19 protein-coding genes are annotated in these 23,413 nt (G+C 44.0%); 16 read left to right on the top strand and 3 right to left on the bottom strand.

What is annotated here, in order from left to right; genetic code table 11:
* The first annotated feature begins 35 nt into the window (after nucleotides 1-35).
* The 4 genes from MSG37_RS12590 (at nucleotide 36) to MSG37_RS12575 (ending at nucleotide 5,567) form a co-directional block, all read left to right on the top strand.
* Nucleotides 36-1,325: an NCS2 family permease gene (locus tag MSG37_RS12590; protein WP_248471006.1), complete on the top strand. Its 1,290-nt coding sequence runs from the start codon at nucleotides 36-38 to the stop codon at nucleotides 1,323-1,325.
* Nucleotides 1,326-1,634: 309 nt separating this feature from the next.
* Nucleotides 1,635-2,753, top strand: coding sequence for a glutamate 5-kinase (gene proB, locus MSG37_RS12585; protein WP_248471005.1), 1,119 nt, complete (start codon nucleotides 1,635-1,637; stop codon nucleotides 2,751-2,753).
* A 433-nt stretch (nucleotides 2,754-3,186) separates the two neighbouring features.
* Nucleotides 3,187-4,305, top strand: coding sequence for a glutamate 5-kinase (proB, locus tag MSG37_RS12580; RefSeq protein WP_220783351.1), 1,119 nt, complete (start codon nucleotides 3,187-3,189; stop codon nucleotides 4,303-4,305).
* Entirely contained in the window at nucleotides 4,302-5,567 is a 1,266-nt protein-coding gene (locus MSG37_RS12575; protein ID WP_248471004.1) for a glutamate-5-semialdehyde dehydrogenase, read from the top strand. Before proB (MSG37_RS12580) ends, MSG37_RS12575 begins: the two co-directional genes overlap by 4 nt.
* An 85-nt stretch (nucleotides 5,568-5,652) precedes the next feature.
* Here the strand turns inward: MSG37_RS12575 and MSG37_RS12570 are convergent, their stop codons facing one another.
* Nucleotides 5,653-5,991 carry a hypothetical protein gene (locus MSG37_RS12570; RefSeq protein WP_248471003.1) on the bottom strand — a complete coding sequence of 113 codons (339 nt, stop codon included), beginning with the start codon at nucleotides 5,989-5,991 and terminating at the stop codon, nucleotides 5,653-5,655.
* Between the two features lie 217 nt (nucleotides 5,992-6,208).
* Nucleotides 6,209-7,123, bottom strand: coding sequence for a DMT family transporter (locus MSG37_RS12565; protein ID WP_248471002.1), 915 nt, complete (start codon nucleotides 7,121-7,123; stop codon nucleotides 6,209-6,211).
* A gap of 301 nt (nucleotides 7,124-7,424) precedes the next feature.
* On the opposite strand from MSG37_RS12565, the gene dnaK reads away from it, so the two are divergent.
* The 11 genes from dnaK to secF all read left to right on the top strand — a co-directional run bounded on the left by dnaK (nucleotide 7,425) and on the right by secF (nucleotide 22,246).
* The gene (dnaK, locus tag MSG37_RS12560; RefSeq protein WP_248471001.1) at nucleotides 7,425-9,341 is read left to right on the top strand and encodes a molecular chaperone DnaK; all 1,917 of its coding nucleotides are present in this window, start codon (nucleotides 7,425-7,427) and stop codon (nucleotides 9,339-9,341) included.
* Nucleotides 9,342-9,430: 89 nt separating this feature from the next.
* Nucleotides 9,431-10,561 carry a molecular chaperone DnaJ gene (dnaJ, locus tag MSG37_RS12555; protein WP_248471000.1) on the top strand — a complete coding sequence of 377 codons (1,131 nt, stop codon included), beginning with the start codon at nucleotides 9,431-9,433 and terminating at the stop codon, nucleotides 10,559-10,561.
* A gap of 133 nt (nucleotides 10,562-10,694) precedes the next feature.
* Nucleotides 10,695-11,492, top strand: coding sequence for a M48 family metallopeptidase (locus tag MSG37_RS12550; RefSeq protein WP_248470999.1), 798 nt, complete (start codon nucleotides 10,695-10,697; stop codon nucleotides 11,490-11,492).
* A gap of 82 nt (nucleotides 11,493-11,574) precedes the next feature.
* On the top strand, nucleotides 11,575-12,192 hold the full coding sequence (locus MSG37_RS12545; protein ID WP_248470998.1) for an FKBP-type peptidyl-prolyl cis-trans isomerase: 618 nt from the start codon (nucleotides 11,575-11,577) through the stop codon (nucleotides 12,190-12,192).
* 63 nt (nucleotides 12,193-12,255) lie between these two features.
* The gene (gene dapB / locus MSG37_RS12540; protein WP_248470997.1) at nucleotides 12,256-13,071 is read left to right on the top strand and encodes a 4-hydroxy-tetrahydrodipicolinate reductase; all 816 of its coding nucleotides are present in this window, start codon (nucleotides 12,256-12,258) and stop codon (nucleotides 13,069-13,071) included.
* Nucleotides 13,072-13,246: 175 nt separating this feature from the next.
* Complete coding sequence (gene carA / locus MSG37_RS12535) at nucleotides 13,247-14,419, top strand: glutamine-hydrolyzing carbamoyl-phosphate synthase small subunit (protein ID WP_220761615.1); 1,173 nt, start codon at nucleotides 13,247-13,249, stop codon at nucleotides 14,417-14,419.
* Between the two features lie 28 nt (nucleotides 14,420-14,447).
* Nucleotides 14,448-17,669 carry a carbamoyl-phosphate synthase large subunit gene (gene carB, locus MSG37_RS12530; protein WP_248470996.1) on the top strand — a complete coding sequence of 1,074 codons (3,222 nt, stop codon included), beginning with the start codon at nucleotides 14,448-14,450 and terminating at the stop codon, nucleotides 17,667-17,669.
* Nucleotides 17,670-18,013: 344 nt separating this feature from the next.
* Nucleotides 18,014-18,490, top strand: coding sequence for a transcription elongation factor GreA (gene greA, locus MSG37_RS12525; protein ID WP_248470995.1), 477 nt, complete (start codon nucleotides 18,014-18,016; stop codon nucleotides 18,488-18,490).
* 205 nt (nucleotides 18,491-18,695) lie between these two features.
* On the top strand, nucleotides 18,696-19,154 hold the full coding sequence (locus tag MSG37_RS12520) for a hypothetical protein (RefSeq protein ID WP_248470994.1): 459 nt from the start codon (nucleotides 18,696-18,698) through the stop codon (nucleotides 19,152-19,154).
* A 367-nt stretch (nucleotides 19,155-19,521) separates the two neighbouring features.
* Nucleotides 19,522-21,336 carry a protein translocase subunit SecD gene (gene secD, locus MSG37_RS12515; RefSeq protein ID WP_248470993.1) on the top strand — a complete coding sequence of 605 codons (1,815 nt, stop codon included), beginning with the start codon at nucleotides 19,522-19,524 and terminating at the stop codon, nucleotides 21,334-21,336.
* A 16-nt stretch (nucleotides 21,337-21,352) separates the two neighbouring features.
* Nucleotides 21,353-22,246, top strand: coding sequence for a protein translocase subunit SecF (gene secF / locus MSG37_RS12510; RefSeq protein WP_248471062.1), 894 nt, complete (start codon nucleotides 21,353-21,355; stop codon nucleotides 22,244-22,246).
* 109 nt (nucleotides 22,247-22,355) lie between these two features.
* Here secF and yhbY read toward each other — a convergent pair whose 3' ends face one another.
* Complete coding sequence (gene yhbY / locus MSG37_RS12505) at nucleotides 22,356-22,655, bottom strand: ribosome assembly RNA-binding protein YhbY (RefSeq protein ID WP_202721862.1); 300 nt, start codon at nucleotides 22,653-22,655, stop codon at nucleotides 22,356-22,358.
* A 93-nt stretch (nucleotides 22,656-22,748) separates the two neighbouring features.
* On the opposite strand from yhbY, the gene rlmE reads away from it, so the two are divergent.
* On the top strand, nucleotides 22,749-23,378 hold the full coding sequence (gene rlmE / locus MSG37_RS12500) for a 23S rRNA (uridine(2552)-2'-O)-methyltransferase RlmE (protein ID WP_248470992.1): 630 nt from the start codon (nucleotides 22,749-22,751) through the stop codon (nucleotides 23,376-23,378).
* Nucleotides 23,379-23,413: the final 35 nt, after the last annotated feature.

Below are 23,413 nucleotides of genomic sequence, written 5' to 3'. Positions count from 1 at the left end.
AAATCAATATAATAAAATCCAAGGGACTTAGTTCCATGTTAGAAAAATTATTCAAATTAAAACAGAATCAAACAACGCTAAAACAAGAAGTAGTCGCAGGCTTAACTACCTTTCTCACTATGGCGTATATCATTTTCGTTAACCCTATGATGTTGGCCGATGCGGGGATGGATCACGGCGCGGTTTTTGTGGCGACCTGTTTAGCTGCCGCTATCGGTTGCTTGGTGATGGGGTTAGTGGCTAATTATCCAATTGCACTTGCACCAGGAATGGGGCTTAACGCCTTCTTCACTTATACCGTAGTCGGTGAGATGGGCTACTCATGGGAGACTGCTTTAGGTGCTGTATTCCTATCTGGTATTTGCTTTTTAGTTTTATCGCTTGTGCGTATTCGCGAATGGATAGTTAACAGTATTCCAATGTCATTAAGAGTCGGCATTGCTGCAGGTATAGGTTTGTTCTTGGCGCTACTCGGCCTTAAAAGTGCAGGGATTGTGGTTACTAGCCCAGCAACTTTAGTAACCATGGGTGATATCACTGCGTTTCCTGCTGTCATGGCGGCGTTAGGTTTCTTTTTAATTATTGCTATGGTGCATCACGGTATGAAATCTGCTGTGGTGATTAGCATACTCGCGATTACATTGTTGGGCGTGCTATTTGGTGATGTGCAGTACCAAGGCATTGTGTCTGCGCCGCCGTCAATTATGCCAACTTTTATGCAGATGGACCTATCTGGTGTGCTTGAAATCAGCATGCTCTCTGTGGTTTTTGCATTTTTATTTGTCGATTTATTTGATACCTCTGGCACTTTGGTTGCGGTCGCACAGCGCGGTGGTTTTTTGGATGATAAAGGGCGTTTACCACGCTTAAACCGTGCCTTAACTGCTGATAGTACGGCAACTATTGCCGGCGCTATGCTTGGTACGTCAACCACAACCAGTTATGTAGAAAGTACAGCGGGAGTGAGTGCGGGTGGTCGTACTGGTCTAACAGCAGTTGTGGTTGGTTTACTGTTTTTAGGTGCGCTATTTATCTCGCCACTAGCGGGAATGGTACCTGCTTACGCAACTGCCGGCACCTTGTTCTATGTGGCCATTTTGATGATGTCAGGTCTAGTGCAAGTAGAGTGGGAAGATATTACTGAGGCTGCGCCTGTTGTTGTGGTGTGCATTTTAATGCCATTAACCTTCTCTATCGCCACAGGGATCGCGATGGGCTTTATTTCATACGCGGTGATAAAGCTGATGAGTGGCCGCTATAAAGATTTAAGTATTGGCGTTGTGATTTTAGCGGCGCTATTTGTCGCTAAATTCATTTATGGGTAAGTTTACTTAAGCTTATTAAGTTGGAGAGGACTAAGGTTATCGATGTGAGTTTTGAGGCTATTTTCGGCTTCGATATACGCTAAGTTAATCTCGATGAAACGAATAAAGAAAGCCACACTGAGTGTGGCTTTTCTGTTATATCTATTAAAAAATATCGCACTAAACTTAATGCTTGTGCTAATTCTTGCCTAAATAATATGAGATCTCGCTAAAACAGGTATTTTTTTTAGTTTCTTTGTTGGTGCTTACTACCATTTCAAACCTATATTGGGTATAAGGTTTTATTCAATGTAATTTAGTCAGCAAATAATGAACTTAAGTGAGATTGGCTACCGCCGCGTAGTGGTAAAATTGGGAACAAGTGTACTGACATCTGGCAGCTTGAAGTTAGATAGAGCACACATGGTTGAGTTGGCAAGACAAATGGCTTGCTTAATGAAAGCAGGCGTTGAAGTTGTATTATGTACTTCTGGAGCGATTGCCGCAGGTAAAGAGCACTTAAGTTACCCCAAACTCCCCGATACCATTGCCAGCAAACAGCTACTTGCTGCTGTTGGTCAAAGCCAATTAATTCTTGCTTGGTCGCAACTTTTTAGTATCTATGATCTACACGTAGGTCAGTTATTATTAACTCGAGCCGATCTGCACGATCGTGAGCGTTACCTTAACGCTCGTGACTCACTTAATGCGTTACTTAATAATGGGATTATTCCAATTATTAACGAGAACGATGCAGTAGCTACCGCTGAAATCAAAGTAGGCGACAACGACAACCTATCTGCACGTGCAGCGCTATTGTGCGATGCTGATCTACTTATCTTATTGACTGACCAAAAAGGTCTGTTTGATGCCGATCCTCGTAAAAATCCAGACGCTAAGTTAATTACTGAAGTTGAAAAGATTGATGATAGTTTGCGTATGCTTGCGGGTGGTGCGGTTTCTGGCCTTGGCACGGGCGGTATGGCCACTAAGCTTGAAGCGGCTGATATTGCGCGCCGTGCCGGTATTGAAGTCGTTATTGCCTCTGGTCATCATAAAGATGTGATTCAAAATGTGGTGTGTAAAAAGCCTGTAGGTACTCACTTTACTGCGCTGGAACACCCGTTAGAAAGCCGTAAACAGTGGATTTTAGCTGGCCCTAAAGCCCGTGGTCAGGTAGAGCTTGATGTTGGCGCCATTACTGCTGTTACTGAAAAGGGTAGAAGTTTACTTTCTAAAGGTATTATCAAGGTCAACGGTGAGTTTTTACGTGGTGATACCATTGAGTTAATCGATGCCAAAGGCAAGGTTTACGCCAAAGGCATGAGTCGTTATGGCTCGATTGATGTCGATAAGATCGCTGGTAAACATTCAGACAGTATTGAAGAAGTATTAGGTTACGATTACGGAGATGCCGTAGTGCATCGTAACGACATGGTTGTACTTTAACCCAAGCTTTGAGTTGCTCAAGCATAGCAAAGTTTAGCCGTTGTATTTGCAAAATATACGGCTGAGCAAATACCTAGCTTGATATTCAGTACTTGAGCCGAAGTGATCTACTGCAGCAACTTAGCCTTGTTCAAGGCTAAGTTGCTCTATGCGGGTGTTAACACCAAGATTGAATACAGTAAATTGCATGCTTTATTTTGCATAAAATTGACTAAAGTAATCGAAGTAACTTGTTTGCGCTTTTAACTCATTTAAATTGGTCTATAGCCACTATTTACTTATTTTTCATAACTAAGCTTATTTTTTCACTGTAAATGACATTAGTTATGCTCAAATCTACTCATGAATTTTTATGCATTTTTTGTAACTCGCTATCAATTTAGGGCTAGATTGGGTATAACGTTAACGAAATGTAATTTTATTAGTGGGGAAAATGAATTTAAGTGAAAGCGGCTACCGCAGAGTAGTGGTTAAATTAGGGACCAGTGTGCTGACATCAGGCAGTTTAAAGCTAGATAAAGCGCACATGGTGGAGTTAACAAGACAAATGGCTGGCTTAATAGAAGCCGGAATAGAAGTTGTCCTATGTACTTCGGGGGCGATAGCTGCAGGTAAAGAGCATTTAGGCTACCCGGAATTGCCAGATACCATTGCCAGTAAGCAGATGCTTGCTGCAGTAGGGCAGAGCCAACTGATCCTCGCTTGGTCGCAACTATTCAGTATTTATGGGTTACACGTTGGTCAGCTGTTATTAACCCAAGCTGATTTATACGACCGTGAGCGTTATCTAAATGCGCGAGATTACCTCAATGCTTTGCTAAAAAGAGGTATTATTCCCGTCGTTAATGAGAACGATGCTGTAGCAACGGAAGAAATTAAGGTTGGTGACAACGATAATTTATCAGCTCGAGCCGCCTTATTGTGTGATGCCGACCTGTTGATTTTGCTGACAGATCAAACAGGTTTGTTTGACGCCGATCCGCGAACCGACCCCAATGCCAAGTTAATTACTGAAGTCGAAAATATCGATGACAGTTTGCGTAAACTTGCTGGTGGCGCGGTGTCTGGACTCGGTACGGGGGGGATGGCGACAAAACTTGAAGCGGCTGATATTGCGCGGCGCGCAGGAGTTGAAGTGGTTATTGCTTCTGGCAAACATAAAGATGTGATTCAAAAAGCTGTGTGCTCAAACCCAGTGGGGACCCACTTCACTGCGCTTGAGCATCCACTTGAATGCCGTAAACAGTGGATCCTTGCAGGTCCTAAAGTGCAAGGGCAAGTAATATTAGATACTGGCGCCATAGCGGAAGTGACTAAGAAAGGTCGTAGTTTATTGTCAAAGGGAATTGTCGAAGTTAAAGGACTATTTCAACGCGGTGATACTATTGAGTTTACTGACGGTAAAGGCAAGGTACACGGCAAAGGCATGAGCCGATATGGCTCAGTTGATGTAGATAAAATGGTAGGCAAGCACTCAAACAATATCGAAGATATGCTTGGCTATGACTACGGTGATGCAATTATTCATCGTAACGACATGGTGGTGTTATGAACAACAACGAATACTTAACGGCTTTAGGCCAAAACGCTAAGCAAGCAAGTTATGCTTTAGCGAATTTATCAGGTCAGCAAAAGTCAGCATTATTACGCTGTATTGCGGCAAAATTAACAGATGCAAAAGCTGAAATCGTTAGCGCAAATCAGCAAGACGTTGCTAATGCAAAAGAAAATGGCCTATCCGATGCCATGATTGACCGCTTGCTGCTTGATGAAAGCAGACTTATGGGCGTGATTGGCGATATCGACAATGTGATTGGATTGACCGATCCTGTTGGCAGTGAAATCGATAGTCGCTTGCTAGATAACGGCTTACGTTTATCACGTCGCCGTGTGCCACTTGGCGTAATTGGTGTGATTTACGAAGCCCGCCCGAATGTCACGGTTGATATTGCCGTATTGGCGCTTAAAACCGGTAATGCGGTGATCTTGCGTGGCGGTAAAGAGACGTTAGCGTCTAATAAGGCGTTATGTAAAGTTATCCGCTCTGCGATGATTGAACAGGGCTTACCTGAAAATTGCGTACAGTTGATTGATAACCCTGATAGAAGTTTAGTATCGGGTTTATTAAAGTTAGATAAGTACGTGGATATGATCGTGCCACGCGGTGGCCAGAACCTGCAGCGTCTATGTGCTGAACAAGCGACCATCCCAGTGATCTTGGGTGGTATTGGTATTTGTCATATCTATGTTGATGCTGAGGCGAACCTAGAAAAAGCCATTGCGGTTATTGAAAACGCTAAAGTGCAACGCCCAACAGTGTGTAATGCATTGGATACCGTGCTAATCCACCAAAGTCAGGCTGCAGAGTTTATTCCAGCTCTTGCTAAGCACTTAAGTGGTTTAGGCGTGCAGTTTTATGGCTGTGAACAAACTCAGGGTCTACTCACTAGCGTTGGCATTGAAGTTAACCCTGCCAATGAAGAGACATTTGCGACTGAGTGGTTGTCATTAACACTAGGTGTAAAAGTCGTTGCTGATCTTGATGAAGCAGTTGCGCATATTCGAACTTTCTCAAGTGGTCACTCAGAGTCAATTTTGACTGACAATATCCATACCGCAAGCGATTTTATGAATGCGGTCGATTCTGCCGCCGTTTATGTTAACGCTAGCACGCGTTTTACTGACGGTGGTGAGTTCGGTTTAGGTGCTGAAGTTGCTGTTAGTACGCAAAAGCTACATGCACGCGGCCCTATGGGACTAGAAGCACTAACCACATACAAATGGTTAGCTTGGGGCGATTATACGGTTCGTTAATTGGATCGGTATTTTGCTCAACAATACAAAGCCGCTTAATGCGGCTTTTTTATGTCAATAACTTAGTTGAAGTTAGTTTATTCGCTTAATGAGGAAAAGCTGGAAAAATAGTTAGGTCAAAGCTAATCACTTGGTGAATATAAATGCCCAAACAAATCGCCGCCATAGCGCTAGTGTAATACTTTAAAGGTGCAATAAACTCACTCATTTGGGTAAAAAACTGATGTTGGTAATTGCTGCTTAGGTAAATGGACGGGATCAAAAAGAAGCAATAAAGACAAGCAAAGTACCATGTAGATGAACGTGCTTGTTCTAGCTCATTGAGCAGTATCATCACCGCGCAAATCATCGCGCCTATCCTAATGACAGTAATGACTCTTGGCTGTTTAAAGAACAAAAATGATTGGGTCAGTTTACTATACATAACTAATATCCATTTGGTTACGTTGTCTTTTTATACAGTTATTGAGGGGCATTTACAAATAGCGACGAGTAAAATGTACTTAAGTTGCAGCTTATTGAGCACTGTCTAGTGTATTTTCATTGGCGCACTATGTATTCATAGTGGTTTTAGTTATAAAAAAAGCCGGCTTAAATAAGCCGGCTTAAATAAGCCGGCTTTAAATTTATTTTACTTAGAACTAGTGAGCTATACGCTTTTTAGTTCGCCATTGGCCAACTTTAGGCAGTATTTGCTGCAGTGCTAATGCGAGAATAATGAGACCAAGGCCAACATAAGTCGATTTCTCAATACTTTCTTGTAGTACCCAGGCAATAAAACCAATCGACATAACTGGAGTGATAAACACCAGCGTACTGATACTTGCTGTACGCTCTGCTTTCTTTAGTGCAATTAGCCAAAGCACAAAGGTCACACCCATTTCGAACAAGCCAACGTATACGCCTGCAAATAATGCTTTCATATCTAAGCTAGGCATCGACTGAGTCATTAGGAGTGCAACAACGATAAAAGGTAAGCCAACTAAAAAGCTTAGTAATAGGCTGACAACTGGGTCGCCCTTGTCCTTAGTGTTCACTATCCAATAGAGAGACCAAAGCAGGGTACTGGTTAATGCCAGAACCACCCCTGTCATACTTTCAAACTGAAACCCACTTATGTTGCCTTTAGTGGCGATAAAAAATACCCCACAGTAAGCAACAAGAGCTGCAGTAATATCGCTTTTACGTAACTTTTGGCCAAGTAGTGGCACAGAAAGCAGCGGTAATAAAATTGCCCAGGTGTAGTTGAGTGACAATGCTTGCTGGGCAGGCAATAAGTCATAGGCTTTAAATAACACCAGATAATACAAGAATGGGTTTAATAAACCGGTTTGCAGGTAAAACCAAGGCCGAGCAGTAAACTGCTGCTTAATCAGTGGCAATTTTTTTTGGGCAACTAAAATGGCGCCGAGGGCGACAATAGAAGTCGTGACAGCTACAAAAACCAATTGCAATGGCGTGTAGTGAGCTAGTGCTAACTTAAATGCTGTGGCAACAGTAGACCATAAAAATATGGCTCCAATGCCGAAAGCATAAGCTTGATGGGATGATTTCAATGTTTACTTCTCTTACAGCGAGATAACGACTCAGCTCATTGTCAGAGTCACTCTGCAATGTGCTACCTCATAGATTGTATTCATTATACGTATTTGTAAGGTTTCGGCACAACGCGCGAGATCAAATTAATGCACACTTCAGATAATTTTTATAATTCTCCCTTGTAATCATCTTAAACGTCCCAATATAGGGGGTAAGAGAAGATTTAGGGTGATAAAAAGACTTGAAAAGCATTCGGTCTGTCCCCACTTCATAAACCAGATAACAAATTTAGTTTTTAAAAGTTTTTCGGAGGACTCCATGGGTAGAATTATTGGTATCGATTTAGGCACAACTAACTCTTGTGTTGCAGTATTAGATGGCGACAAAGCGCGCGTATTGGAGAATGCTGAAGGCGATCGTACTACACCCTCAATCATCGCATACACTGCTGATGAAACTTTAGTTGGTCAATCTGCAAAGCGTCAGGCGGTAACAAACCCAACTAACACAGTATTTGCTATTAAGCGTCTTATTGGTCGTCGTTTTAAAGATGACGAAGTTCAACGTGACGTTGATATTATGCCATTCAAAATCATCGGTGCTGACAACGGCGACGCATGGGTTGAAGCCCAAGGCAAGAAAATGGCTCCACCACAAATCTCTGCTGAAATCTTAAAGAAGATGAAAAAGACTGCAGAAGATTACTTAGGTGAAGAAGTAACAGAAGCGGTTATTACTGTTCCTGCATACTTTAACGATTCACAACGTCAAGCTACTAAAGATGCGGGTCGTATCGCTGGTCTTGAAGTTAAGCGTATCATCAACGAGCCAACAGCTGCTGCACTAGCTTACGGTATCGATAAGAAGCAAGGCGACAACATCGTTGCTGTTTACGACTTAGGTGGTGGTACATTCGATATCTCAATTATCGAAATCGACAGCGTTGATGGCGAGCAAACTTTCGAAGTACTTGCAACAAACGGTGACACTCACTTAGGTGGTGAAGACTTCGATAACCGTATGATCAAGTATCTTGCAGACGAGTTCAAAAAAGAGCAAGGTCTAGACCTACGTAACGATCCACTAGCTATGCAGCGTCTAAAAGAAGCTGCAGAAAAAGCCAAGATCGAACTATCAAGCACTAGCCAAACTGAAGTTAACCTGCCATACATCACAGCTGATGCAACAGGTCCTAAGCACTTAGTGGTTAAAATCACTCGTGCAAAACTTGAGTCACTAGTTGAAGATTTGATCAAACGTTCTTTAGAGCCACTAAAAGTTGCTCTAGCTGATGCTGACCTATCTGTATCTGATGTAAACGAGGTAATCCTTGTTGGTGGTCAGACACGTATGCCTAAAGTACGTGAAGAAGTTTCTGCATTCTTCGGTAAAGAACTACGTCAAGACGTTAACCCAGACGAAGCAGTTGCTATCGGTGCTGCGGTTCAAGCGGGCGTACTATCTGGCGACGTTAAAGACGTATTGCTACTAGACGTTACTCCACTATCTCTAGGTATTGAGACTATGGGTAGCGTAATGACTAAGCTTATCGAGAAGAACACCACTATCCCGACTAAAGCTTCACAAACATTCTCGACTGCTGACGACAACCAAAGCGCTGTGACAATTCACGTACTTCAAGGTGAGCGTAAGCAATCAAGCGGTAACAAGTCTCTAGGTCAATTCAACCTAGAAGGTATCGAGCCAGCTCCACGTGGCATGCCACAAATTGAAGTTGCTTTCGACATCGATGCTGACGGTATCTTGCATGTATCAGCTACAGACAAGAAGACGGGTAAAGCACAAAACATCACTATTAAAGCCTCTTCAGGTTTAAGTGATGAAGAAGTTGAAGCTATGGTTCGTGACGCTGAAGCACACGCTGACGAAGATGCTAAATTCGAAGAGCTAGTGACTGCTCGTAACCAAGCAGATGGCATGGTTCACGGCACTAAGAAGCAAATCGAAGAAGCAGGCGAAGCACTGCCAGCTGACGAAAAAGAAAAGATTGAAGCTGCAATGGCTAACGTTGAAACTGCTGCTAAAGGCAATGACAAAGAAGCGATTGAAAAAGCAACTCAAGAGCTAATGGAAGCGTCTGCTAAGTTAATGGAAATCGCTCAAGCTAAAGCGCAAGCACAACAAGGTCAACCAGAAGGCGAAGCAAAAGCTGCTAAGCAAGATGACGACGTAGTTGACGCTGAGTTTGAAGAAGTTAAAGACGACAAAAAATAATGACGGGTAACTCCTAAATTATTGTAGCGGGCGTTACGAGGAAACTCTAACGCCCGTTTGTGCAACTTTAGCAAAGAAAATAAAACACTATGTCAAAGCGCGATTATTACGAAGTATTAGGTGTCGGACGTGACGCCAGCGAACGCGAAATTAAGAAAGCTTACAAGCGTTTAGCAATGAAATTCCACCCAGACCGTAATCCGGGTGACAAAGAAGCCGAAGCTAACTTTAAAGAAGCTAAAGAAGCTTACGAAATCCTAACCGACGGCGATAAAAAAGCGGCGTATGATCAGTTTGGTCATGCTGGCGTTGATCCTAACCGTGGTGGCGGTGGATTCGGTGGCGGCGCCGATTTTGGCGACGTTTTCGGTGATGTATTTGGTGATATCTTCGGCGGTGGACGCCGTGGTGGTCAACGTCAAGCGGCTCGCGGAAGCGATTTACGTTATAACCTTGAGCTGTCTCTTGAAGAAGCGGTGCGTGGTTTAACTAAAGAACTGCGCATTCCTACGCTTGCAGCTTGTGATGTTTGTGACGGTAGCGGCGCTAAAAAAGGCACTACGCCTACAACTTGTGGTACCTGCCATGGCCAAGGCCAAGTACAGATGCGTCAAGGTTTCTTCGCGGTGCAGCAAGCCTGTCCTACCTGTCATGGCCGTGGCAAGATCATCAAAGATCCTTGTAACAAGTGTCATGGCGAAGGCCGTGTTGAAAAGAGCAAGACGCTTTCTGTTAAGATCCCAGCAGGTGTTGATACTGGCGATCGCATTCGTCTATCTGGCGAAGGTGAAGCGGGCGAGTACGGCGCTCCTCCTGGCGACCTATACGTACAAGTTAGCGTACGTGAGCATGCAATCTTCCAGCGTGATGGCAATAATCTTTATTGCGAAGTGCCAATCTCGTTCAGTAAAGCTGCTTTAGGCGGCGAGATTGAAGTGCCAACACTTGACGGCAAAGTTAATCTTAAGATCCCTGCTGAAACCCAAACCGGTCGTATGTTCCGTATGCGCGGTAAAGGCGTTAAGTCTGTTCGCAGCCATGCGGTTGGTGACTTGCTATGTAAGGTTGTGATGGAAACACCTGTTAACCTTAATGAGCGTCAAAAAGAGCTATTGCGTGAATTTGAAGAGACATTAACCGGCCAATCAAAGAAGCACAGCCCGAAAGCTGAAGGTTTCTTCGATGGTGTGAAGAAGTTTTTTCAAGATCTGAATAGCTAAAACTGATTCGGTTCAGTATATAATTTAAGCCTCGCAATAGCGGGGCTTTTTATTATCTGTATTTTATACAGCCTTTTATCTGGGGATAAAAAGTCTCTGTAATACCAATCAGCGTAATAAGGAATATGCCTGTATGAAAACAATATTGTTATTACTTGGTGCCTTGTTGTTTACCGGCTGCGCAACACATCAATCACCAACTGGACGTGGGCAAACGCTGCTGTTTTCGTCTCAAGAGATGTCGCAGCTTGGTGAGTCTTCATTTGCACAAATCAAACAACAAGAAAAAGTCAGCCAAGATAAAGCAGTCAATGCCTATGTTAATTGTGTGGCTAACAGAGTGACCGATGCTTTACCTGATCAGAGCTTGCCATGGGAAGTGGTTGTATTTGAATCTGAACAAGTTAATGCCTTTGCGCTGCCAGGTGGCCATATTGGCGTATATACAGGCCTACTTGATGTGGCTACTGACTCAGACCAACTTGCAACAGTAATAGGTCATGAAATTGCCCACGTGCTTGCCAACCACAGTAATGAGCAGGTATCGCGCGCACAAATGACAGGTGCAGGTATGCAACTGGCGGATATTGCCTTAGGCGCAGGCGGCATTGCTGATAAAGATCTGTATATGGCTGCGCTAGGCTTAGGTGTGCAGGTGGGGTACATCCTGCCTTATGGTCGCAGCCAAGAGTCTGAGGCGGATGTTATTGGGGTTGAACTGATGGCAAAGGCGGGTTTTGATCCCGCTGCAAGTGTCGACCTTTGGCAGAACATGTCAAAAGCCGGCGGAGAGCTGGGGCCGGAGCTACTTTCTACCCATCCATCTCATGGTCAACGTATTGCGCAACTGCAGCAAATGCAGGCAAAAGCACAGCCTTTATATCTGATGAGCAAATCGAGTGTGAAAAATATTTGTCAAAGGCCAAAATAGCAACGGTTTTTAGGGCAATATCACAATAAATATGATAAAGTTCGGCGCGAAAATTCATTGAATCATTGAGAGTACAATCATTATGTCTGATAAGTTCAGTACAATTGAAGGTCAAGCAAGTTACGGTGTTGGTCGTCAACTTGGTGAGCAACTAGCTGCTAATTCGTTTGAAGGTATCGATATTTCAGCCGTTCAATTGGGTCTATCTGACGCATTCGAAGGTAAAGAAAGCGTTGTATCTATGCAAGATATGCAAATTGCATTCACTGAAATCAGCCAGCGTATCCAGAAAGTACAAGAAGAAGCTGCTGCAGCTGCATCAGAAGAAGGTGATAAGTACCTTGCAGACAACGGTGCACGTGAAGGCGTTGTAACGCTAGAGTCTGGTCTACAGTACGAAATCATTACTGAAGGTAACGGCGACAAGCCTGGTTACGACTCTACAGTACGTACTCACTACCATGGTACTTTCATTTCTGGTGACGTGTTCGATAGCTCTGTTACTCGTGGTGAACCTGCTGAATTCCCAGTTTCTGGCGTTATCGCTGGTTGGACTGAAGCACTACAACTTATGCCTGTAGGTTCTAAGTGGAGACTATTCGTACCACAGCACCTTGCATACGGTGAGCGTGGCGCAGGTGCTGCGATCCCACCTTATTCAACTTTGGTATTTGAAGTTGAACTATTAGATATTATCTAAGTTAGACAATAAGCCTAAGTTAATACTTAGGCTTTTTTTTGACATTTGCAGGGAGTAACTGAGATGACTGAACGCGTAAGAGTGGCAATTACCGGCGGCAGCGGCCGTATGGGACGTACTCTTATTGAAGCGGCAAAACAAAATGAACTTATTTTGTTAGGTGCTGCGATTGAACGAGCGGGATCGACCCTGATGGGTGTCGATGCGGGTGAGCTTGCTGGTGTTGGTGCGATGAATGTTGCTATCACAGATTCACTCGATAAAGCGGTAGATGATTTTGATGTCCTTATCGACTTTACTTCGCCAGAAGCGTCTGTAATTCACACCGATTGGTGTGCAAAGCATGGCAAAGCAATCGTAATCGGTACCACCGGGTTTAATCATGCTCAAAAAGAGCAAATCTCAGCTTATGCCGATCAGGTGCCAATTGTGATGGCGCCAAACATGGCTGTTGGCGTTAACCTTATGTGGAAACTGCTTGAAGTTGCCGCAGAGGTGATGGGTCACTACAGCGATATTGAGATCATCGAAGGCCACCACAGATATAAAAAAGATGCACCGTCTGGCACTGCGCTTAAAATGGGCGAAGTGATTGCTGAAACCTTAGGCCGTGATTTAGAAAAATGCGCGGTTTATGGTCGTGAGGGCATTACGGGTGAACGTGACAGAGAAACCATTGGTTTTGCCACTGTACGCGCCGGTGACATTGTGGGTGAACATACTGCATTGTTTGCTGACATTGGTGAGCGCTTAGAGATCACTCATAAAGCCTCAAGTCGAATGACCTTTGCTAACGGCGCGATGCGTGCCGCAACTTGGTTAGTTGATCAAGATGCAGGGCTTTATGATATGCAGCAAGTCTTAGGCTTGAAAGCATAATTATTTAAAACCGCTATTAGCGGTTTTTTTTTGCTAAAAAAATTTTTTTGACAAATTTCTTATCTGTAATATGGACAGGTTTTGATTTTACATATAAAATCGGCGGAATTTGTCAAAATTTTGCATTTTAGCGAAAGTTGGTATTTTAAAAACACATAAAAAACAATTAATTTCAATGATTTGGCTCTTTCCGGAGGTCGCGTTGACAAAGTCTGCCTTACTCGTACTTGAAGATGGAACCATTTTTTCTGGCACTGCTATCGGTGCTGAAGGGATGTCTGTTGGTGAAGTAGTATTTAACACTTCAATGACTGGTTACCAAGAAATTTTGACTGATCCATCATATTCACGTCAAATGGTCACCCTCACTTATCCACATATTGGTAATACTGGTACCAATGAAGAAGATACAGAATCTGATTCTGTTCATGCTTGTGGCCTTATCATTCGAGACTTGCCATTAGTTGCAAGTAACTTTCGAAATCAGCAATCTTTAAGCGATTATTTGATCGCTAACAACGTTGTTGGTATTGCTGATATCGATACCCGTAAATTAACTCGTATCCTACGCGAAAAAGGCGCCCAAGCCGGTTGTATCATGGTTGGTGATTTAGATGAAGCTAAAGCGCTAGCTGCAGCTAAAGCCTTCCCTGGTCTTAAAGGCATGGATTTAGCTAAAGAAGTTACAACAAATGAAACTTACTCATGGCGCAGCGGCAGCTGGCGTTTAGTTGGCGGTTTGCCATCTGACACACCTGAAGCTGAACTTAAGTATAAAGTGGTTGCTTACGACTATGGTGTTAAGCGCAACATCCTACGTATGTTAGTTGACCGCGGTTGTGACGTAACAGTTGTTCCTGCTCAAACTCCTGCTAGCGAAGTGCTAGCGATGAATCCTGATGGGGTTTTCCTATCAAACGGTCCTGGCGACCCTGAGCCATGTGATTATGCGATTGCTGCGATTCAAGAGATCTTAAAAACTGATATTCCAGTTTTTGGTATCTGTTTAGGTCACCAGTTACTCGCGCTAGCTTCAGGTGCTAAAACACTGAAAATGAAGTTTGGTCACCATGGTGCTAACCACCCAGTGAGCAATATCGAGCAAGGTAATGTGATGATCACCAGCCAAAACCACGGTTTTGCCGCTGATGAAGCAACACTACCTGCCAACATTAAGGTGACGCATAAGTCACTGTTTGATGGCTCTTTGCAAGGTATTCACCTGACTGATAAGCCTGCATTTAGTTTCCAAGGCCACCCTGAGGCGAGCCCTGGACCACACGATGCCGCGCCGTTATTCAATCACTTCATTGATTTGATTGAGTTGTACCGCAAAAACGCCAAGTAGTAACTTCATCCGGGAGAAGATTTAAGCAATGCCAAAACGTACAGATATAAAGAGTATTCTTATCCTAGGTGCTGGACCAATCGTAATTGGTCAAGCCTGTGAGTTTGACTACTCAGGCGCCCAAGCCTGTAAAGCCCTACGCGAAGAAGGCTACCGAGTTATTCTAGTTAACTCTAACCCTGCAACGATTATGACTGATCCAGAGATGGCCGATGCAACATACATCGAGCCAATCCAGTGGGAAGTTGTACGCAACATTATTGCTAAAGAGCGTCCAGACGCGATTTTGCCAACAATGGGCGGCCAGACTGCACTTAACTGTGCCCTAGAGCTTGAAAGCCGCGGCGTACTAAAAGAGTTTAATGTTGATATGATTGGCGCAACAGCCGATGCAATCGACAAAGCCGAAGACCGTAGCCGTTTCGACAAAGCAATGAAGTCGATTGGCCTTGAGTGTCCGCGTGCAGGTATCGCACATACAATGGAAGAAGCTTACGGTGTATTAGACCAAGTTGGTTTCCCATGTATTATTCGTCCGTCTTTCACCATGGGTGGCAGCGGCGGCGGTATCGCTTATAACAAAGAAGAGTTTGAGGATATCTGTTCTCAAGGTCTAGAGTTATCGCCAACTAACGAACTGCTTATCGACGAATCTTTGATTGGTTGGAAAGAGTACGAGATGGAAGTGGTCCGTGACCGCAACGATAACTGTATTATTGTTTGTTCTATCGAAAACTTCGACCCAATGGGCGTGCACACCGGTGACTCAATCACTGTTGCGCCAGCGCAAACATTGACTGACAAAGAATACCAATTGATGCGTAATGCATCGCTAGCAGTGCTACGTGAAATTGGTGTTGAAACAGGTGGTTCAAACGTTCAGTTTGGTATCAACCCGAAAGATGGCCGTATGGTTATCATCGAGATGAACCCACGTGTATCTCGCTCATCTGCATTAGCATCAAAAGCAACGGGCTTCCCGATTGCCAAGATCGCAGCCAAGCTAGCGGTTGGTTTCACTCTTGATGAGCTTAGTAACGATATTACTGGTGGCGCAACGCCTGCATCATTTGAACCAGCAATCGATTACGTGGTGACTAAGGTTCCACGCTTTAACTTCGAGAAGTTTGCTGGTGCAAACGATCGTCTAACCACACAGATGAAGTCTGTGGGTGAAGTAATGGCAATTGGTCGTACGTTCCAAGAGTCACTACAAAAAGCACTTCGTGGTCTTGAAGTAGGTAAGAATGGTTTATGCCCGCACATCGACTTGGCTGATAGCGAAGCGCTAACTCGTATTCGCCATGAGCTGAAAGAGCCTGGCGCAGAGCGTATTTGGTACATTGCTGATGCATTCCGTGCTGGTCTTTCTGTTGAAGATATCTTTGGCCTAACTAACATCGATCCTTGGTTCCTTGTTCAGCTTGAAGATCTATTAAAGTCTGAAGCAGAAGTGGCTGAGAATGGTCTTGCTGGTTTGAACGAAGACACTTTACGTAGACTAAAGCGCAAAGGTTTCGCTGACTCACGTTTAGCGGCACTGGCTGGAGTGAGCGAGAGTGAAGTACGTAAACTACGTACTCGTTTCGAAATTCACCCTGTATACAAGCGCGTTGATACTTGTGCGGCTGAGTTCTCAACTGATACAGCTTACATGTACTCGACTTATGAAGAAGAGTGTGAAGCTAACCCGTCTAACCGTGACAAAATCATGGTACTAGGCGGTGGTCCAAACCGTATCGGTCAAGGTATTGAGTTTGACTACTGTTGTGTACACGCAGCGCTAGCGTTACGTGAAGACGGTTATGAAACCATCATGGTTAACTGTAACCCTGAAACGGTTTCTACCGACTACGACACATCAGATCGTTTGTACTTCGAATCAGTGACATTTGAAGACGTGCTTGAAATCGTACGTATCGAGAAGCCAAAAGGCGTTATCGTGCAGTACGGTGGTCAAACACCACTTAAACTTGCACGTGACCTAGAAGCTGCTGGTGTACCAATTATTGGTACCAGTCCAGATGCAATCGACCGTGCTGAAGACCGTGAGCGTTTCCAGCAAGCGATTGAACGTTTAGGCATGAAACAGCCTGAAAACGATACAGTAACGACTGTAGAAGGCGCGGTTATTTCAGCAGAGCGCATCGGTTATCCGCTAGTTGTTCGTCCATCTTATGTACTAGGTGGCCGCGCAATGGAAATCGTTTATGACGAGCAAGACTTACGTCGCTACTTCAACGAAGCGGTAAGCGTATCTAACGCGTCTCCAGTACTACTAGACCACTTCTTAGATAACGCAATTGAAATCGACATCGATGCAGTATGTGATGGCGAGACCGTTGTGATTGGCTCAATCATGGAGCATATCGAGCAAGCGGGTGTTCACTCAGGTGACTCAGGTTGTTCATTACCGCCATATAGCCTAAGCCAAGACATTCAAGACCGCATGCGTGAGCAAGTGGGTAAACTTGCAATGGAGCTAGGTGTAGTGGGTCTAATGAACGTACAGTTTGCGGTGAAGGATAACGAGATCTACATGATTGAAGTTAACCCTCGCGCAGCGCGTACCGTGCCATTTGTATCGAAAGCGACAGGTGTGCCGCTAGCTAAAATCGCAGCACGTGTGATGGCAGGTCAAAGCCTTAAGTCACAGAACTTCACCGAAGAAGTTATTCCGCCATTCTACTCTGTAAAAGAAGTGGTTTTGCCGTTTAACAAGTTCCCAGGTGTTGACCCTCTGCTTGGCCCTGAAATGCGTTCAACCGGTGAAGTAATGGGCGTGGGTGACACGTTTGCTGAAGCCTATGCTAAAGCACAGCTGGGTGCGACTTCTGAGGTACCTAAGTCTGGCCGCGCATTACTGTCTGTACGTAATAGCGACAAAGCACGTGTAGCTGATTTGGCTGCTCAATTAATTGAGCTGGGTTATCAAATTGACGCCACGCACGGTACTGCGGTTATCTTAGGCGAAGCGGGCATTAACCCACGCTTAGTTAACAAGGTACATGAAGGTCGTCCACACATTCTTGACCGCATCAAGAATGGTGAATACACCTACATCGTTAACACGACAGAAGGTCGTAAGGCGATTGAAGACTCGCGTCAGCTACGTCGTGGTGCACTGCGTTACAAAGTGAACTATACAACGACTTTGAATGCTGCATTTGCAACTTGTATGGCACACTCAGCGGATGACCGCTCGAACGTGACATCAGTACAAGAGCTACACAAGCGCATTACTAAGTAAGTTAAGCGAAGCTTGAGTGAAATGGCCGCTAATTAGCGGCCTTTTTTATTGTTTGTTGTTAATCACAGCGATAGGGCTGCTACAGAACAGACATTAAATAAATATTTATGCAGCTTTGCTAGCAACTAGGCTGAAGGTTGAGTAAGCTCTACTGTCTTGCTTCGCCATTTGAATCAAATATTGTATTGCTAGCTTCTGAGATAGCTAGATCGTGAGCAAGTATAGATTTGGGTGCATCAATTGCCCTCTGCGTTTACAATAACGCAATTCCACCAGATTTTACCTTGCCAACGATAAGTATTGAGCAAGGCCTGCTTTTGTTTTAAAGGAGACGAAAGAAGCTTATGAGTACGGTTCCAATGACCATTATCGGTGCTGAACAGCTACGTAAAGAATTAGATTATCTTAAGTTTGAGCGCCGTCCAAAGATTGCAGAAGCAATTGGTGAAGCGCGCGAGTTAGGTGACTTAAAAGAAAACGCTGAATACCACGCTGCTCGTGAAGAGCAAGGTTTATGCGAAGCGCGTGTACGAGATATTGAAGGTAAGTTATCTCACGCTCAAATTATCGACGTAACTACTATGGCTAACAATGGCCGCGTGATCTTCGGCTCTACCGTTACTATTTTGAATGTAGATACAGACGAAGAAGTAACCTACCGCATTGTGGGTGAAGACGAAGCGAATATTAAAGAGAATTTGCTTTCTGTAAGCTCTCCTATTGCTCGTGGTCTAATTGGTAAAAACCTTGATGATGAAATCTCTATCGTAACGCCGGGTGGCACTAACGATTACGAAATCATTAAAGTTGACTACATCTAATTGTTGTAGCGCTTTTGCTTAATTGCAGCTTAGATGTAGATTCGAAAACCGCTTTTTAGCGGTTTTTTTGTTTAACTGCGGGTTAAGGGGTGTAAAAAGCAATTTAAGCGTTGGTAACGCTAGACGTCTAGGTATAGTATATTGGCTATTGTAAAGCAGATTGAATTGGGTACCAGTGCAGTTATTTTGGCGGTTTGGATTAGTTATGTTGTTCATAGGGGGATTTTTCCTGTCACCTATGCAAGCAGCTGCGTCTGAACAAAACCAAAGCCTGCAGCAAATTGTAACCAGTACAGAGCTTCAACAATCTAACCACTACTCAAATGATTTACGCAGAGTCACTACAGAGTTAGCTTCAAAAGGGCTACCTGTTACGTTAAAAGAGCACCCTGCAAAACAAACAAGTGGTAACGACTCTGAGTATATTCAGGCTGTTTCACAACGTTTTATTAGTTTTTCACAGCATGATCCACAGCAAAGTCGGCCACAATATGAATTGGCGTTTGAGTTTTTATCACCACCTGTTCCTTCTTTAGCTATCGGTTATCGAGTTGATGTTAAACCCGCAGCGGATTGGGTGCTGCACGTCAATAGTTGTGCATATCGCCTTGCCGCCTGGAAAGAATCCAACCTGTTATACCGCTTCTCTCAAGCTAGAGCTTAGCTCCTCTTGATAAGCCCTAGGGCTTATCTCATTTCATTTTAAACAATTACTGCTACCGAGATTGGTCTAGTTTATAGCGCCTTTAAATAAGCTTTTATCTGAGCTTTTGTTTTAGCTGCTAGTAAGCCATTGCCTAAGTCATCGACTTTATGTGCATAGGTCTAGATAACATATGTTAGCCAATGCAGTAAAAAAAGTGACGCTATTGATAACCAGTTGCCTGTTAACAGCCTATTTTTAGGCGTTAAGGCTATGGTTAATAAACCAAGCTAGCACTCTCGGTAACGAAAAATGAATAGCCTTTAAATGCGGCAGAGCCGGTAATTACTTGGCCATTCACCATCGCGTATTTAGTGAAGAGCGAACTATGAGAGAGCAGAATAAAGTAACAATTTTAAACCATTATTCAGCGTGGAAATATGTGCTGTTAGTGGTCACTATTACCGTAATGCTGTTTAGCGCATTACCGACATTTTTTGGTGAAGATGCCGCGGTGCAAATTGCCCCCGAAGCTGAGCTTAATGTTAATCCGCTGGAGCTGCATCAGCTATTAGTATCCCATGGCATAGACTTAAAACGAATCGATCAAGCGCAAGGGAAAACTACGGTTATTCTTGCTGACAATACACAGCAGGCACAGCTTAAAACCCTACTAAGCCAGCAGGTAAAAGATCCATCTAAATTGACATTGACCTTAGCGCCAGCCGCACCAAATTGGCTGCTGTCTCTAGGTTTCAATCCGATAAAGCTCGGACTTGATCTACGTGGTGGAGTGCAGTTCTTGTTAGATGTTGAGATCGAGCCTGTTTATCAGTTGCATAACAACGCTTTTGTGGAAGCTGTGAGGCAGTTTGTACGCCAAGACTCGTTGTTTGGGGTGAGTGTGCAGCAACAAGTTAGCGGCGGGGTGCATATATCAACAACGGATCTTAACCAGCGCGCAGCTATTCGCGAGTTCATTAATCGCCAATATCCTAACTGGCAAGTATCTAATGCCGGCGATAAATCATTACAAGTTGTTTTGTCTGAGGCTGAAAAGCTCAATATTCGCGATTTAACCGTAAAGCAAAACCTGCAAATTATGCGCAGTCGCATTGAGCAACTCGGCATAACTGAGGCGGTTGTTCAGCGCCAAGGCGAGCACCGCATTCGTATTGAACTGCCAGGTGTGCAAGACCCAGCAGCTGCTAAATCAGTAATAGGCGCTACAGCGAGTCTTGCTTTTTATCAAGTTAAGCAGCCTGGTTCAGTTAATGCGCAAACATTAGAAGATGAACACGGTCAGCCAGTCTATGTTGCGAGACGCCCAGTTTTAGGTGGCGAGCATATTGTTGATGCCAGAGCGAGTCTCGGTGAAATGGGTCTGCCAGAAGTGGTTATTCACCTAGATAGAGAAGGCGGCTCAATGATGTCGGATTTCTCTCGTGACAATATAGGTAAACCTATGGCGACCTCCTATAGCGAATACAGCCGCGATGATAAGGGGAAAATTCGACAAACAACAAAGGTGATTAGCGTTGCAACTATTCAATCACAATTAGGCGACCGCTTTAGTATTACTGGTGCGGGTAATTACGCCGAGGCGCAGCAGTTGGCGCTGTTACTGAGGGCTGGCTCGATGACTGCGCCTGTCACCATAGTGGAAGAACGCACTATTGGACCAAGCTTAGGTGAAGAAAATATTACTAACGGTTTCTCTGCACTGGCTTTAGGTATGGGCGTGACCTTGTTATTTATGGGGCTGTGGTATCGCCGCCTTGGTTGGGTTGCCAACGTGGCACTTATGGCCAATATGATTCTAATTTTTGGCTTAATGGCATTGATTCCTGGCGCCGTACTGACTTTACCTGGCATTGCGGGGTTAGTACTCACTGTTGGTATGGCAGTTGACACCAACGTACTTATCTTTGAGCGAATTAAAGACAAGCTCAAAGAGGGCAGAAGTTTCGCTCATGCCATTGATAGAGGCTTTGATAGTGCGTTTTCAACCATTGTCGATGCTAACTTCACCACAATGATCACTGCAGTTGTACTTTACGCTATTGGTAATGGACCTATTCAAGGTTTTGCTTTGACCTTGGGGCTCGGTCTACTAACCAGTATGTTTACTGGAATATTTGCCTCGAGAGCTCTGATCAACTGGGCTTATGGTCGTAACTTTAGTCGTAACGTGAAGGTGTAATATGAAACTTAATAATATGAGTAGTTTAAGCAAGTTAACTAAAGCACGTTACCTGTCTAGTGTGTTCTCATTACTGATCATGCTGGCATCGATTACTATTATTGTGGTCAATGGTTTTAACTGGGGCCTTGATTTTACAGGTGGTATTGTTACTGAGGTCAAGTTAGACCCTAATATTAAAGCGGCACAAATAAGTCAGGTACTTGGTAAAGATTCAGCTCAAGAAGTGAGTGTTATTTCGGCCGGAGAACCGGGGCGCTGGGTGCTTAGATACGCGAAAGTTGATAGTGCCGCTTCTGCTGATATTCAGGCCGTATTGGCGCCATTAACTGATCATGTTGAAGTGCTTAATTCGAGTATCGTTGGCCCGCAAATTGGTCAAGAGTTGGCTGAGCAAGGTGGACTTGCGCTACTGGCTGCAATGCTGTGTATTCTAGGTTATTTGAGTTTTCGCTTTGAATGGCGTCTGGCTAGCGGTGCATTGTTAGCGCTATTTCATGATGTTATTTTTGTACTGGCATTTTTCTCGCTAACGCAGATGGAATTTAATTTAACGATCCTAGCTGCAGTACTGGCTATTTTAGGCTACTCGCTTAACGACTCAATCGTGATTGCTGACAGAGTGCGTGAGGTGCTTGTTGCCAAACCCAAGATGGCCATTGATGAAATTTGCAGTAGTGCGGTTAAGGCGACCTTCTCACGAACCATGGTGACAAGCGGCACGACCTTGTTTACTGTAGCTGCACTGTGGATCATGGGCGGGACCCCTTTACAGGGATTTTCGATTGCTATGTTTCTGGGCATTATGATTGGCACGATTTCATCAATTTCAATCGGAACCTGTTTACCAGAGTATTTAAAGGTGAGTGCTGAGCATTATAAAGTTGAACCGATTAGTGAAACGCCATAGTAAAAGCTTTAGATAACATGAGTAGATAAAAAAGAACCGCTGATGGATCAGCGGTTCTTTTTGGTTATCTTGCATTGACGGCTTTATTGTTTAAAGCCGTTTTTGCCAATTACTTTGCCTTAGGCACAGCAATTTTCATTTCTTCAGACTGACGGAACAGTACTAAGACGTGACCGATAAGCTGTACTTTTTCAGCTTGAGTTTCACGTACAATGGCGTCTACGATAGCGTTTTTAAGCTCTCTGTCACCAGAGGCTACTTTCACTTTAATCAATTCATGATGAGAAAGTGCATTATCAATTTCAGCCAGTACTCCTTCAGTCAGGCCGTTGCCACCAAGCATCACTACAGGCTTGAGACTGTGCGCTAAGCCTTTTAAGTGCTGTTTTTGTTTGGTTGTTAAGTTCATTTATACCAACTTTATGCTGAGTTACTGTTGAAAACCCGCTATTCTACCCTTATATAGGCTTTGTGTAACTCTCAATTTTGTTGCGGATTTTAAATGTCAGGAAAAAAACGAACGGCTAGCTCTTCTCGCTGGATGCAGGAACATTTCGACGATCACTATGTCAAACTGTCGCAAAAGCGCGGTTTAAGGTCACGTGCGGCCTTTAAGCTTGAAGAGATCCAAGAAAAAGATAAACTCATTCGTCCGGGAATGACTGTTGTCGATTTAGGTGCTGCACCAGGTGGTTGGTCGCAAATCGCAGTTAAATTGGCAGGTGATAAAGGTAAAGTTATTGCGTGTGATATTTTACCGATGGATCCTATCGTTGGTGTTGATTTCCTACAGGGCGATTTTCGCGAAGAAAAAGTACTAGATGCATTATTAACCCGTGTTGGTGATGCTAAAGTCGATGTGGTGCTGTCTGATATGGCACCTAATATGAGTGGTTCAGGTGGCGTTGACCAACCGCGAGCCATGTATTTAGTAGAGCTTGCGTTAGATATGTGTCATCAAGTATTGGCACCAAACGGATGCTTTGCAGTTAAAGTCTTTCAGGGGGAGGGCTTTGATGAATACATGAAAGCGGTTAAAGAGGCGTTTAAAACGGTTAAAACTCGTAAGCCCGATTCTTCACGACCACGTTCTCGTGAAGTCTATCTTGTGGCGACGGGCTACAAGTTATAGTAATCTATCGTAAGTACTCTAACATTTGTTTTCGA

Source organism: Shewanella sp. 1CM18E, assembly GCF_023161665.1.
Classification (GTDB): Bacteria; Pseudomonadota; Gammaproteobacteria; order Enterobacterales; family Shewanellaceae; genus Shewanella.
This window is presented reverse-complemented; position numbering and strand designations above follow the sequence as displayed.

Coding starts and splice junctions, on each gene's coding strand:
- MSG37_RS12590 (WP_248471006.1), top strand. CDS start 36: ATGTTAGAAAAATTATTCAAATTAAAACAGAATCAAACAACGCTAAAA.
- proB (WP_248471005.1), top strand. CDS start 1,635: ATGAACTTAAGTGAGATTGGCTACCGCCGCGTAGTGGTAAAATTGGGA.
- proB (WP_220783351.1), top strand. CDS start 3,187: ATGAATTTAAGTGAAAGCGGCTACCGCAGAGTAGTGGTTAAATTAGGG.
- MSG37_RS12575 (WP_248471004.1), top strand. CDS start 4,302: ATGAACAACAACGAATACTTAACGGCTTTAGGCCAAAACGCTAAGCAA.
- MSG37_RS12570 (WP_248471003.1), bottom strand. CDS start 5,991: ATGTATAGTAAACTGACCCAATCATTTTTGTTCTTTAAACAGCCAAGA.
- dnaK (WP_248471001.1), top strand. CDS start 7,425: ATGGGTAGAATTATTGGTATCGATTTAGGCACAACTAACTCTTGTGTT.
- dnaJ (WP_248471000.1), top strand. CDS start 9,431: ATGTCAAAGCGCGATTATTACGAAGTATTAGGTGTCGGACGTGACGCC.
- MSG37_RS12550 (WP_248470999.1), top strand. CDS start 10,695: ATGAAAACAATATTGTTATTACTTGGTGCCTTGTTGTTTACCGGCTGC.
- MSG37_RS12545 (WP_248470998.1), top strand. CDS start 11,575: ATGTCTGATAAGTTCAGTACAATTGAAGGTCAAGCAAGTTACGGTGTT.
- dapB (WP_248470997.1), top strand. CDS start 12,256: ATGACTGAACGCGTAAGAGTGGCAATTACCGGCGGCAGCGGCCGTATG.
- carA (WP_220761615.1), top strand. CDS start 13,247: ATGATTTGGCTCTTTCCGGAGGTCGCGTTGACAAAGTCTGCCTTACTC.
- carB (WP_248470996.1), top strand. CDS start 14,448: ATGCCAAAACGTACAGATATAAAGAGTATTCTTATCCTAGGTGCTGGA.
- greA (WP_248470995.1), top strand. CDS start 18,014: ATGAGTACGGTTCCAATGACCATTATCGGTGCTGAACAGCTACGTAAA.
- MSG37_RS12520 (WP_248470994.1), top strand. CDS start 18,696: ATGTTGTTCATAGGGGGATTTTTCCTGTCACCTATGCAAGCAGCTGCG.
- secD (WP_248470993.1), top strand. CDS start 19,522: ATGAGAGAGCAGAATAAAGTAACAATTTTAAACCATTATTCAGCGTGG.
- secF (WP_248471062.1), top strand. CDS start 21,353: ATGAGTAGTTTAAGCAAGTTAACTAAAGCACGTTACCTGTCTAGTGTG.
- yhbY (WP_202721862.1), bottom strand. CDS start 22,655: ATGAACTTAACAACCAAACAAAAACAGCACTTAAAAGGCTTAGCGCAC.
- rlmE (WP_248470992.1), top strand. CDS start 22,749: ATGTCAGGAAAAAAACGAACGGCTAGCTCTTCTCGCTGGATGCAGGAA.